The sequence below is a fragment of the Advenella faeciporci genome (assembly GCF_014652395.1).
Lineage (GTDB): Bacteria > Pseudomonadota > Gammaproteobacteria > Burkholderiales > Burkholderiaceae_B > Advenella > Advenella faeciporci.
In genome coordinates this window covers 344,880-357,809 of the sequence record NZ_BMYS01000001.1, presented here as the reverse complement: position 1 = coordinate 357,809, position 12,930 = coordinate 344,880, and the positions used below count along the sequence as shown (strand labels likewise).

The following is a 12,930-nucleotide window of genomic DNA, read 5'->3' as shown; positions in this document are numbered from 1 at the left end:
TAAAATGACTGTTAAATAAAATAATTGAATGCGCTGCAGGAGGCGTTTTGAAACCCTATAATTACCCAGATGAAAAAGGTCATTTTGGCCGATTTGGCGGTATTTTTGTTGCCGAAACATTAATGCATGCCATCAAGGAACTGAACGAAGCTTACGAAAAATACCGGAATGACCCCGACTTTGTTGCTGAATACAATGATGAACTGGCTCATTTTGTGGGGCGTCCCAGCCCGGTTTACCATGCCAAACGCTGGTCAGAACTGCTGGGTGGTGCCCATATCTGGTTCAAGCGCGAAGACCTGAATCACACGGGTGCCCATAAAATCAACAATTGCATTGGTCAAATCCTTTTGGCCCGTAAAATGGGCAAAACCCGTATTATTGCCGAAACCGGCGCTGGCCAGCACGGTGTGGCCACGGCTACCGTGGCAGCCCGTTACGGCCTGGAATGCGTGGTTTACATGGGGGTCGAAGACGTCCGCCGTCAGGCCCTTAACGTTTATCGCATGAAACTGCTGGGCGCTACCGTGGTGCCGGTAGAGTCCGGCTCCAAAACGCTTAAAGATGCGCTTAACGAAGCCATGCGTGATTGGGTCACCAATATTGATAACACTTTCTACATTATTGGCACGGTGGCCGGTCCGCACCCTTATCCGGCCATGGTGCGTGATTTCCAGAAAATCATCGGTGAAGAATGCCTTGAGCAAATGCCCCAACGTGCAGGCCGCCAGCCTGACTATGTGGTTGCCTGCGTGGGTGGCGGCTCCAATGCCATGGGCATTTTCTATCCGTATATTCCTCACGAAGAAGTCAAGCTGATTGGTGTTGAGGCCGCCGGCGAGGGTCTGGATACCCCGCGTAACGCAGCTTCCATCAATTCGGGCCAGGTAGGTGTGTTGCATGGCAACCGTACCTTTGTGATGCAAAACGAAGATGGGCAGGTACAGGAAACCCATTCCATTTCCGCGGGCCTTGATTATCCCGGCGTAGGTCCCGAACATGCCTGGTTGCATGAAATTGGCCGTGTTTCCTATGAAAGCATCAATGATGCCGAAGCACTGCAGGCCTTTCATGACTGCTGCCGTTTTGAGGGAATTATTCCCGCGCTTGAATCCTCCCATGCCCTGGCTTATGCCGCCAAGCTGGCACCCACCTTGCCTGCCGACAAGATCATTCTGGTCAATCTCTCAGGCCGTGGTGACAAGGATATGCATACTGTGGCTGAATTTAGCGGAATCGAGCTGTAAAGGAAAACAACAATGGCTTTAAAAAGAATTGACAATGCATTTGCAAAGGCAGGGCAGCGCGCAGCCCTGATTCCCTACATCACCACCGGAGATCCCAGTCCACAAGCCACGCTGGCATTAATGCACAGCCTTGCAGAGGCGGGCGCTGACATTATTGAACTGGGTGTGCCTTTTTCCGATCCCATGGCCGACGGTCCGGTGATTCAGCGTGCCGCTGAACGGGCCATTGCCAAAGGGGTGGGTCTGCCCCGGGTTCTTGACATTGTCAGTGAGTTCCGTAAGGTCAATAACGAAACGCCTGTTGTGTTAATGGGTTATGCCAACCCCATCGAAGCCATGGGGCGCGCTGTTTTTGCGGAAAAAGCCGGTGCCGCCGGTGTGGATGGCGTATTGGTGGTAGACTATCCGCCCGAGGAATTTGATGAATTTACCGCGATTCTGAAAGAAAAGGGTATTTCCCCCATATTTCTATTGGCGCCCACTTCTACTGAAGCCCGCATCCAGTCGGTGGCTCGTGTGGCCGAAGGTTATGTCTATTACGTGTCTTTGCGTGGCGTCACCGGTTCGGGTGCGCTTAATGTAGAAGATGTGCAGCAACGTGTGCTGGACATCAAAAAACACGTAAAAATTCCGGTGGGTGTCGGTTTTGGCATTCGTGATGCCGAAAGCGCTGCAAAAATTGCCAAAGTGGCCGATGCGGTTGTCATTGGCAGTAAAATCATCGAAACCATGGAACAGGCAATTGCCGGCAAACCTGAGGACCAGGTGACCGAAGTGGCCGTTGCTTCAGCAAGCACATGGCTCAAAGGCATACGTGAAGCGCTGGACAAGGTTCAAAACAAGGATAAATAATGAGTTGGCTCGATAAAATTCTCCCCCCCCGTATCAACAAGAAGGCCGATTCGGGTTCACGGCGTGTTCCCGAGGGCGTATGGGTTAAATGTCCCTCTTGCGAGACCGCCCTGTATAAGGAAGATCTGGTACGGGCCCTGAATGTTTGCCCCAAGTGCGAACATCATATGCGATTAAGTTCACGCGCACGCATCGATTCCCTGCTTGATGCAGAAGGACGGGTTGAAATTGGCGATCACATTCGTTCAACCGACCCCCTCAAATTCAAGGACAGTCGCAGATACCCCGAGCGTCTGGCCGAAGCCGTGAAACAAACCAATGAAACCGATGCATTGGTGGTAGTGAGCGGGGCAATCATGTCTTTGCCGGTTACGCTTGCCTGCTTTGAATTCAACTTCATGGGTGGCTCAATGGGCTCGGTGGTGGGCGAGCGCTTTGTGCGCGGCGTGCAGGCCGCCATTGAAAACCGTACCCCTTTCATTTGTGTCTCGGCATCGGGTGGCGCGCGCATGCAGGAAAGCCTGTTTTCGCTCATGCAAATGGCTAAAACCAATGCCATGCTTACCCGGCTTTCCGCCGAAGGTTTGCCGTTTATCAGCGTGCTTACCGATCCAACCATGGGTGGGGTATCGGCCAGCTTTGCCTTTATGGGGGATGTGGTCATTGCCGAGCCCAAGGCGCTTATTGGTTTTGCCGGTCCGCGGGTGATTGAACAAACCGTTCGCGAGCAATTGCCCGAAGGCTTCCAGCGTGCTGAATTCCTGCTTGAAAAAGGTGCTGTCGATATGGTGGTTAACCGTCATGATTTACGTGAAGAACTGGCTCGCCTGATGGCTTTGTTAACCCGTCAGTCCAACGAGGCCTTATCGGCATAAACCATGTTTGCGGGGTTTTTTTAGCCCCTTGCCATTAAATTTCGGCATTCAACAACAACCCCGGCTATATGATCATGGCCGGGGTTGTTTGTTTAAAAAAGATGACATGTCCGTAATGACTGATAGAATGATGAAATTTTATTCCTATGCGTCAAATATAAAATGTCCTCCAATTCATTTAATCTTGAAGATTCCCTTACGTATAAACTGCATTCCCTGGCAAAGTTAATTGACAAGCACGCCGACTATGCGGACATTCGGCATGCCCGTATTTCTTTTGCCGAGGGCAGGGTGCTTGCCGTGATTGGTTTTAATAACAGGCTGTCGGTGTTGCAAGTGGCTAAAAAGGCCAACCTTGACAAAAGCCAGGGTAGCCGGGCAGTGGTTTCCCTGGTTGGCAAGGGGCTGATAGAAAAACGCCAGCAAAAGCAGGATGCCCGGGCATTTGATTTGTCCCTGACAGAAAAAGGCAGGCTGGTTTATGAGGAAGTGGTGGCCCTGATTACGCATCGCAATGAAATCGCGATGAGAACTTTGTCGGCAGAAGAACAACAAAATCTAATCAATTTAATGAATAAAATCCAGCATAATCTGGAAAATAATTAACGCAGATCAAAAAAAACTTGAAAATGGTTGTGTTTGCAACTAAAATTGCTTGCAAATGCAACCACTTTTGCGTGTTGCTTATTTCATAAACATAAATTGAATAATATCCATTTCTGGAGACATTATGCATACGCCTGTTACTGTTCCGCGTCAATCCCTGTATCACTCATACACTGTTTACCCGCATACCTTTCCGTCTGATCCTGCCCGGTCCAATGGCGTTGTCACCATTGTAGGCGGTGGCCCTATTGGCCTGGTGGCCTCACTTATCCTGGCCAGGCACGGCATTAAAAACATCGTGCTCCTGTCAGAGCAGCAAGTGTCAGAAGGCAGCCGGGGCCTGGTTTATACCCGTCGCTCCATGGAAATCCTGAAGGTTGCTGGCGTGGCCGATCGCATTATGGAAAAAGCCCTGTCCTGGACCAGCGGCAATTCTTTTTATAGCGGCAAGCGGGTTTTCCGCATGGAAAATCCGGTTGATCCCCAGGATAGTTATCCGCCCCTCAATAACCTGCAGCAAAACCACCTGGAAACCTATCTGGTTGAAGAGGCAGCCAGGCAACCCCTGATTGAATTGCGCTGGGGCAATCATCTGACTTCATTCTCGCAAGATGAGCATGAAGTGACTTTGGTGGTGGATACGCCTGAAGGCGAATACACTTACAAAACCCCTTGGCTGATTGCCGCAGACGGTGCCCGTTCTGCAGTGCGCCAAAGCATGGGCCTAACCATGGAAGGCAATAGTTATGAAGGCCGCTTTGTGATTGTGGACATTCGCATCGACTTGCCTTTGCCTACCGAGCGTCTGGCTTATTTTTCACCCGACTGGAACCCTGGCAACACCATTTTGCTGCATAAAGAGCCTGACAATATCTGGCGTTTTGACTATCAATTGCCGGCCCATGTCTCCAATGAAGAGGCGCTGGATCTGCAAAATATTAATCAAGCGGTTAATGCACAGCTTAAAATGATGGGGTACGAAGACAAGCAATGGGAGCTTGACTGGTATTCGGTATATTCAGCCCGTGCGCTTACCTTGCCTGAATACGTACACAACCGTATCCTGTTTGCGGGTGATTCCGCCCATATGCTGCCCATCTTTGGCGTGCGTGGTGCCAATACCGGTTTTCAGGATGTGATGGATTTATGCTGGAAACTGGCCGCGACCATTAAAGGCTGGGGTTCTTCTTATCTGCTTAATTCGTATACCCATGACCGCGTTGGTGCCGCCATGGAAATTATTGATGAAGCGGGTAAAAGCACACGTTTCATGGCACCGCCCACCGATGGTTTCCGTTTGCTGCGCGATGCCACGCTGTCCCTGTCCCTGAAGCACGAATTCGTTCGTCCGCTGTTTCACTGGAGAACTTCCCGTGCCCATGTGTACCGTTCTTCTCCTGTTAACAGTATTGGCGATGATAACCAGGACATGATACCGGAATTGGAAAATGGCGCACCTATTCCCAATCTGAAGCTGTCTGGCAAACAGTATCTCTACGACGAGCTGGGTCTGGATTTTAATATTGTTTATTTTGGCAACGAAGAAAGCCTGCCCGATTCATTGCAAAAAGAAGTCAATGAGCTAAGAAGTCAGGGTGTACCATTCAAGGTCATTGTCCTGTCTTCTGAAAACACGGCTACCGCTGGTGCCGATAAAACTTTCAGGGTAGATGCACAATTGCTGCAAAGCCGTTACGGGGCAAGCCAGGGACAGGTTTATCTGGTTCGCCCCGATCATCATATTTGCGGACGCTGGAAAAAATATGTACCGGGTTCCCTGGAAAACGCGTTCCAGAAATTCATTAAAAAATCTGCCTGAGGAGGGGTGAAAAATGAGTATTGATATTCAAAGCCTTGAAAAAGTATACGATAGCCTGTCATTTGCCATTGACAGTTTACCCGAGGAAAAGCGTAGCCTGTTTCTGACCAAACTGGTTTTGTTGCTGGGTAACGAGATTGCAGATGCAGACAAAATCTGCCATCTTATTAATGATGCGGCTACATTTGAAAACTAGGCCTTATTAGTTTTTTGACGGTACTGGGGTAAGGCATGAAAGTGTCTTGCCCATTCGTATTTGTCGTGTTTCGTTTTTTTATTTTAATGTAATTGCGTACCCGAAATACTGAGGCGGGTAGCGTATAAATAGTAACTGGAAGGAGATAAAACCATGATCAAATCAATTAACAAGCTGTTGCTGCTTACGGCCGTAGGTGTTTCAGGGGTGGCGCAGGCCGCATGGCCCGAGCAGCCCATTCGTTGGGTAGTGCCCTATCCGGCCGGTGGTGGCACCGATGTGATTGCCCGTACGGTTGCCATCAATCTTGAAAAACATCTGGGCAAGCCGCTGGTCATTGAAAACCGACCCGGTGGTGGCACCAGTATTGGCGCAACCGCAGTGGCTAATGCCGACCCTACCGGTTATGTTTTGGGCACGGCCGATTCCGGTACTTTGGCGTTTAACCCGTCTTTGTACAAGCAGTTAACTTACGATCCCGCCAAATTCACCTACCTTGGCGGTTTGGCCCGTTTCCCGCTGGTGCTGGCTGTTCCGGCAAATTCACCCTATCAGAAACTGGAAGACCTGCTTGAAGCCGCCCGCAAGGAACCGGGCAAGCTGTCAGCCAGTTCAGCGGGTGCCGGTTCTCCGCACCATCTGGCGCTGGAGCGCTTCAAGCAGCTAACCAATACCGATATTTTGCATGTTCCGTATCGGGGCGCTGCACCGGCATTGCAAGATCTGATTGGCGGACGGGTAGACTTGATGTTTGCCGACCTGGGTTCCGGCTTGCCCAATATCAAGGCGGGTAAGGTTCGTGTGCTGGCCGTGGCGGTACCCGAACGTTTGGCCAATGTGCTGCCCGACGTGCCTACCATGAATGAAGTTGGTGTGGACGGTTTTGTGGCCTATGCATGGCAAGGTCTGGTTGGTCCGGGTGGGTTGCCCCAGGAAGTGGTTGAGAAAGTTTCAGCTGATTTGCTGGCCACCCTGAAAGATCCTGAGGTGAGCGAGAAAATCAATGCCATGGGTATTGAAACCATGCCAATGACAGCCGGGCAATTCAAGGCCTACTCTGACAAAGAGCGTGAGGAATGGGCGAAAGTGATCCAGGCAGGTAATATCACGCTGGATTAATGTTATTCAAGGTGCTGTCCGCCCTTTCAGGGTGGGCAAGTCTTGAAGCCTTGAAGGCATGCAGGACGGGCAGTATGAAAGATTGCAGGCAGTAAAAAAGCCCCAGGAATTGAATTTTTCCAGGGGCTTTTTCTTGGGCATCGACGTTAGGGGAAACTTATTTTTTGGTTTCCACTATTTCCAATGGTACTTCTTCTGTTTTTGCTGCAGCTTTGCGGGTACGTCCCAGTTTGGGTTTGGGTTGTTCCACTTGTTGTACCAGACTGGCCTTGGTTTCAATCCATTGCATGCCGGTGCTGGAGGCAATTTCTTCAAGTGAAGTCTGCGTACCGGTTGCAGGGGCTGATTCCGTGGTTTGTGCTGCTGTGATGTCAGCGATTTGTGCAACAGCTTCGCTTTCTGCAGATACTGCCACTGGACTTGCCACTTCTTTAGCGGCTGTTTCTGCCACAGAAGCGGGTGCGCTTTCAATAGCGGAGCCGCTTTCAGTCACACTTGCATGCACCGTTTCTGTAATGACCGGCTGTTCTGCTGGCATACTGGCTAACGAGTCAGGCTCGGCAGTGTCAGGTCGGCTGGTCTCTACAGGCAAAGCAGGCTGGTTGCCTGTGGCTGTTGAGTCTGTTGTTACCGTAGCGGGTTCAGCGTTGATGAGTGCGGGTTCAGCCCTAACTGTTGCAACAGGCTCTGCTTCGGCAGGTGCAGTCACAATGGTTTCAGCCTGTTTGGCAGGGGCTTGCTCAGCAGGAGCAGCGACAGATGTTTCCTGAGCTGATGGGGTGGCCGTTGTAATGGCTTCCTGTGTCTCTGCAGTTACGTTGTCTTGCGCTGGTTCCGCCTTGGCAGTCGGTGCCGCCTCAGGGGGGTGTTGGGCAAGGTTTTCCGCTTTGGCCAAGAGAACTTCATTAGGTACAAAAGCAGCCGATGCCGATGTGTTTTCTGTGGTTCCCTGTTCATCGGCAGGACGGCGGGTACGACGGCTGCGGCGGCGTGGGCGACGACGTTTGTTTGGATCAAGCGCCTCACCGGTTTCCTCATCAAATGTGGCGGTGTTTTCTGCCAGGTCTTCATTGGCAGTGTCTTCGGCGACTTCGCTGGCCGGCAGGGCGGCCATGGTGGCTACCACAGAAGTTGCCGCGGCTTTGGTGGTGGTGTTTTCAGTTTCCTGGACAGCCTCTGGCTCGGCTTTCACCCTGGCAGGACGCTGTTTGGCAGGCGCTTCATCGCTGGTGCTTTCAGGATTTGCGTTGTCCTGGTTCAGGTTCTGCTCTTTGTTGTCGCTGGTGTTTTCACGACGGTTACGTGGGCGACTGCGGCGGTTGCGTGAGCGTGAACCGGTCTCATCGGCAGACTGGCTGGTATCGGTGTCGGTAACGGTTTCTGCTGGAGTGGCCTTGGCTTCACGCTCCTTGTTGCGGCTGTCCTGGGCGCGGGGCTTGGCCGTACGTGGATTGCGACGCTTGTCCTCTTCGGTTTCAGCAGCTTCAGGACGTTTTTCCGTGTTGCGGCGGTTGCGACCGGTGTTGCGCTCGGTGCGCTGGCCGGTTTTTCCACGGTTAGCCTGACGCGGCTTGTCTTCTTTTTGCTGTTCGGCTTCTGGTGCTGCGGCTTTTTCGCCCGCAAACCAGCTTAACAGGCGTTTGAACAAACCAGGCTGTGGAGCAGGTGTCAAGGATTCTGTTTTGGGTGCAGGAATCACCGGTGCTGGCTGGTCACGTGAAATGCTCTTGACCAGGGCTTCGGGACGTTCGTTATGAACCGCCTTTTCAGTGCTGGACTCCCAGGTCACGATGGTGCTGGGCTGTTCAATCAGCTCAATGCTGGTTTTGGGTTCATCAAGGCGATTGTCATCATATCGAATGCGTTCGATATGATGATGAGGAGTTTCCAGGTGCTTGTTGGGAATGAGTACCACATTGATTTTAAGGCGGGACTCCATTTTGACGATGTCGGACCGCTTTTCATTCATCAGGTAAGTGGCCACTTCTACAGGCAGTTGTACATGCAGGGCCGCCGTGTTGTCTTTCATGGCCTCTTCCTGCAGCAGGCGCAGGATATTCAGGGCACTGGACTCAACATCACGGATTACGCCGGTACCGTTACAGCGTGGGCAGGTAATGTGCGATCCTTCGTTAAGGGAGGGGCGCAGGCGCTGGCGCGACAGTTCCATAAGGCCAAAACGCGATATTTTGCCCATTTGGACGCGTGCCCGGTCAAAATGCAGGGCATCACGCAGTTTTTGTTCAATGGCGCGCTGGTTCTTGCTGTCTTCCATATCGATGAAGTCGATGACAATCAAGCCACCCAAGTCACGCAGACGCAGCTGGCGGGCTGCTTCTTCGGCTGCTTCAAGGTTGGTGCGCAAGGCGGTTTCCTCGATGTCGGTGCCGCGGGTAGAGCGTGCCGAGTTGACGTCGATGGCCACCAGGGCTTCGGTGTGGTCAATCACAATCGCGCCGCCAGACGGGAGCTGAACCGTACGTGAATAGGCCGTTTCAATCTGGTGTTCGATCTGGAAGCGGGAAAACAGGGGGATATCGTCACGGTAACGTTTGACGCGATTGACGTTGTCGGGCATGACGTCTTTCATGAACGCGACAGCCTGTTCGGTAATCGTATCGGTGTCGATGAGGATTTCGCTGATGTCGGGCGAAAAATAGTCCCGGATGGCGCGAATGACCAGGCTGGATTCCTGGTAAATAAGCACCGGAGCAGGATATTCCTTGGCCGCCGAGTCAATCGCGTTCCAGAGTTGAAGCAGGTATTTCAGGTCCCATTCCAGCTCGGGAACCGAACGGCCAATACCCGCCGTGCGGGCGATCATGCTCATGCCGGCAGGCAAGTCAAGCTGATCCATGGCTTCTCGCAGCTCCTGGCGCTCTTCACCTTCGATGCGGCGTGAAACACCACCGCCCCGAGGGTTATTGGGCATTAATACCAGATAACGGCCAGCCAGGGAAATAAAGGTGGTAAGGGCGGCGCCTTTGTTGCCACGTTCTTCTTTTTCAACCTGGATGATCAGTTCCTGGCCTTCACTTAAGGCATCCTGGATGCGGGCACCCCGGACATCGATGCCTTCCTTGAAGTAGCTGCGGGCCACTTCCTTGAATGGCAGGAAACCGTGACGGTCATGGCCGTAGTTGACAAAGCAGGCTTCAAGTCCGGGTTCGATCCGGGTGATGACGGCTTTGTAAATGCTGCCTTTGCGTTGCTCCCGGCCTGCTGTTTCGATGTCGATGTCGATGAGTTTTTGCCCATCTACAATCGCGACGCGTAGTTCTTCTTGGTGCGTCGCATTAAATAACATGCGTTTCATTTAAGGTATTCTCCGTTTAACTAATGCAACGGACATCGTATGCATTAACCACAGAGTTACTTGGGTGCGAATGAAAGGGTAAAATGAACGCGCGCAGGTACTCCGCGCATGTATACGCTTGATTGACGGGTGTGGTTCCTTGATTGAAAGCAGGAGAGGACCCGGTCTGCAGATAATTGATATTTATTGATAAACTCAATTTTTTAATAACTTCTGTGTATATTCCAGACGGCGCATAGACGATGCCAGTCTGGAATAAAAATTAGGCGTTTTTTATTCATTCATTCGTACAGCAAACAGGCTAAGAGGCTTTTTTGTGGGCAGATGATTTTCCTGCCGCATTAATAACAAAACAGTAAGCGTTGCCTGCTTGGTGACCAGTAACTCTGAAGCGGGTGAGAAATACAGGTACGGCTGTTTGATAGTAGCAGTACAATGTGATTTTAACGATTTGGCGGAAACAGCTTTTTTAGCTTCTCTACGCCCGATCTTCCCACACCGATCTTCATATGGTGAGGGAATTATAGAGCTCTTTTGTGTATGTGGAAACAAACTTCTGATAATAATTCATCTTTTTCTGTAAGAGTGGTCACGATTGATGTCGATTCTGCCGATCAGCGGATCGATAATTTTCTGATCCGGGTGTGCAAAGGAGTGCCGAAAAGCCATCTTTACAAAGCCATTCGCAGTGGACAGGTGCGGGTCAACAAAGGCCGGATCCAGGCCGAGTATCGCCTGCAGGTGGGAGACCAGGTGCGTATTCCACCCTTGCGCACGGCCGAGCCCGATGCGCCCCGCAAAGTGCCGGGCGCCGAGTTTCCTGTGGTTTATGAAGATGATGCCCTGCTGGTTATAGATAAACCGGCCGGTGTTGCCGTGCACGGAGGGAGCGGGGTCTCATTCGGGGTTATTGAACAACTGCGTGCCGCCCGGCCTGAGGCCCGGTTTTTGGAGCTGGCGCACCGCCTGGACAAGGAAACGTCGGGTTTGCTCATGATTGCCAAAAAACGCCCGGCGCTGGTTGCCTTGCATGAAATTATGCGAGAATCGCGTGGACGCAAGCAATATCTTGCCCTGGTGTGCGGAGATTGGGTCAATGACCGGCAGCATGTCAAACTGTCACTCACCAAATATCTTACTCCGGGCGGAGAACGCCGGGTGCGGGTCGACAAGGAAGGTCGCTTTGCCCATACCATTGTCACTGGCGTGCAACGGTTCGGGAAATATACGCTGGTGGGTGCCGAGCTGCGCACCGGCCGGACTCATCAAATCAGGGTGCATTTGGCGGCCAGTGGTTTTCCGATTGTCGGGGATGAGAAGTACGGCAAGGATGAAGTCCGGGAATATTTTGCACGTCATGGTTTCAGTCGCATGTTTTTGCATGCACACCGTCTTCAGGTGCCACACCCCATTAGTGGTGAAACCATGGAGTTTGAGGCTCCGTTGCCAGTGGCTTGCCAGCATGTCCTTAGGCAATTGGAAGAGCAGCGGATTTAATTTTTATAGGTTGGTAACGTAATATGCGGTATTCATTGGTTGTATTTGACTGGGATGGAACGGTTATTGATTCTACCCAGTCTATCGTGCAGGCCATACAGTCGGCCTGTCGGGATCTGGGTCTGGAAGTGCCATCTGCGGCGCAGGCAAGATGGGTTATTGGCCTGTCGCTGGAAAGTGCCCTTTATAAGGTGGTGCCAACCTTAACGGCCGAACAGTTGCCTGAATTTATCCGGCGCTACAAGTTTCATTATTTCACCCGTGATCCCGATTTGTGTCTTTTTGATGGGATCTCTACGCTGTTCGAAGAGCTTCGTGATAATGGGGTCACGATGGCCGTGGCGACTGGAAAAAGCAGGGTGGGGCTGGACAGGGTGCTTGAGCAGAAAAAACTGGGGCATTATTTTGCCGCCACCCGCACGGCTGATGAAACATTCAGTAAGCCCCATCCGCAAATGCTGAATGAGCTTATGGAAACCCTGGCGATACCGGCTGAAGAGACCGTCATGATTGGCGATACCTCCCATGATATCCTGATGGCGCATAATGCCGGCGTTGAAAGTATTGCAGTGACTTATGGTGCGCATAGCCTGCGTGAGCTTAATGAAAGCAAGCCTACCCGTATTGTTGATGATGTTGCCGGTCTTGCAGGCCTGTTGCAAATGCATTGCAAAACCAATGGAAGCCAGGCGCTTTCCTGAGCCTGGCAAGGAAACGAAATGAAAACCTGGAAAGCCGAAAGTATTGACCGCGTTCAGCCCGTTGTTTTTTTACTGGGTTTGTTGCCGGTAATGCGCTGGTTTTATCTGGACAGTATAGGTGGCATGACGGCTGAGCCAGCCTTGTTTTTTGCCCGCTCCAGCGGGCAATGGGCCTTGGGCATGTTGTGTCTTGCGTTGGCTGTCACACCCGTTCGTCAAATTCTGGGGCAACCGGCCCTGCTGCGCTGGCGCAGAACGCTGGGTTTGTACGCATTCTTTTATGCTTTTTTGCACATGATCGCCTGGCTATGGCTAGATCGCAAACTCAGCTTTTCGTTCATGCTCCAGGACCTGTCCGATCGCCCATATATCCTGCTGGGCATATTGTCTTTTTCCATCATGTGCGTGCTGGCGGCCACCTCTCGTCAGAAGTCCATTCGCAAACTGGGGCGTAATTGGCAGCGTTTGCATCGTGCCGTGTATGGGGTTGGCATACTGGTTATTATTCATTTCTGGAAAATGCACGAAGAAGGGCAAAGCCTGGTGGCACCCGTTGTGTTTACGCTGCTGATGGCTTTTCTGCTGCTTTGGCGTGTGGTAAATGCGGTAATGGTACGCCGCAAGGTACAGGCCATTGTCGATTCAGTGGGAAATGCGCAAGGCTCTGGTCGGCCTTCCGGGTCATAAAGGCATGCTTGCATG

Annotated in this window: 11 protein-coding genes; 10 read left to right on the top strand and 1 reads right to left on the bottom strand. The window is 51.8% G+C overall.

What is annotated here, in order from left to right:
* The first annotated feature begins 47 nt into the window (after nt 1-47).
* The 7 genes from trpB to IE074_RS01665 all read left to right on the top strand — a co-directional run bounded on the left by trpB (nt 48) and on the right by IE074_RS01665 (nt 6,714).
* Nucleotides 48-1,247, top strand: a complete 1,200-nt coding sequence (gene trpB / locus IE074_RS01695; protein WP_189383698.1) for a tryptophan synthase subunit beta — start codon at nt 48-50, stop codon at nt 1,245-1,247.
* Between the two features lie 12 nt (nt 1,248-1,259).
* Nucleotides 1,260-2,099 carry a tryptophan synthase subunit alpha gene (gene trpA / locus IE074_RS01690; RefSeq protein WP_189383697.1) on the top strand — a complete coding sequence of 280 codons (840 nt, stop codon included), beginning with the start codon at nt 1,260-1,262 and terminating at the stop codon, nt 2,097-2,099.
* Nucleotides 2,099-2,974 (top strand): acetyl-CoA carboxylase, carboxyltransferase subunit beta, encoded by an 876-nt coding sequence (gene accD, locus IE074_RS01685; RefSeq protein ID WP_189383696.1) that lies wholly within the window; start codon nt 2,099-2,101, stop codon nt 2,972-2,974. Before trpA ends, accD begins: the two co-directional genes overlap by 1 nt.
* A 162-nt stretch (nt 2,975-3,136) precedes the next feature.
* Nucleotides 3,137-3,580 (top strand): MarR family winged helix-turn-helix transcriptional regulator, encoded by a 444-nt coding sequence (locus tag IE074_RS01680; RefSeq protein ID WP_189383695.1) that lies wholly within the window; start codon nt 3,137-3,139, stop codon nt 3,578-3,580.
* A gap of 124 nt (nt 3,581-3,704) precedes the next feature.
* Entirely contained in the window at nt 3,705-5,399 is a 1,695-nt protein-coding gene (locus tag IE074_RS01675; RefSeq protein WP_189383694.1) for an FAD-dependent monooxygenase, read from the top strand.
* Nucleotides 5,400-5,412: 13 nt separating this feature from the next.
* Nucleotides 5,413-5,595 (top strand): hypothetical protein, encoded by a 183-nt coding sequence (locus IE074_RS01670; RefSeq protein WP_189383693.1) that lies wholly within the window; start codon nt 5,413-5,415, stop codon nt 5,593-5,595.
* Between the two features lie 153 nt (nt 5,596-5,748).
* A complete protein-coding gene (locus tag IE074_RS01665) occupies nt 5,749-6,714 on the top strand; it encodes a Bug family tripartite tricarboxylate transporter substrate binding protein (RefSeq protein ID WP_189383692.1) in 966 nt (321 codons plus the stop codon).
* A 157-nt stretch (nt 6,715-6,871) separates the two neighbouring features.
* Here IE074_RS01665 and IE074_RS01660 read toward each other — a convergent pair whose 3' ends face one another.
* Entirely contained in the window at nt 6,872-10,030 is a 3,159-nt protein-coding gene (locus tag IE074_RS01660) for an Rne/Rng family ribonuclease (RefSeq protein WP_189383691.1), read from the bottom strand.
* A gap of 540 nt (nt 10,031-10,570) precedes the next feature.
* Here IE074_RS01660 and IE074_RS01655 point away from each other — a divergent pair.
* From IE074_RS01655 to msrQ, 3 genes are read left to right on the top strand one after another with little or no spacing between them, the layout of a single operon-like run.
* Nucleotides 10,571-11,527: an RluA family pseudouridine synthase gene (locus tag IE074_RS01655; protein WP_189383690.1), complete on the top strand. Its 957-nt coding sequence runs from the start codon at nt 10,571-10,573 to the stop codon at nt 11,525-11,527.
* 23 nt (nt 11,528-11,550) lie between these two features.
* Nucleotides 11,551-12,228: an HAD-IIIA family hydrolase gene (locus IE074_RS01650; protein WP_189383689.1), complete on the top strand. Its 678-nt coding sequence runs from the start codon at nt 11,551-11,553 to the stop codon at nt 12,226-12,228.
* A gap of 18 nt (nt 12,229-12,246) precedes the next feature.
* The gene (gene msrQ, locus IE074_RS01645) at nt 12,247-12,915 is read left to right on the top strand and encodes a protein-methionine-sulfoxide reductase heme-binding subunit MsrQ (RefSeq protein ID WP_189383688.1); all 669 of its coding nucleotides are present in this window, start codon (nt 12,247-12,249) and stop codon (nt 12,913-12,915) included.
* The last annotated feature ends 15 nt before the right edge of the window (nt 12,916-12,930 follow it).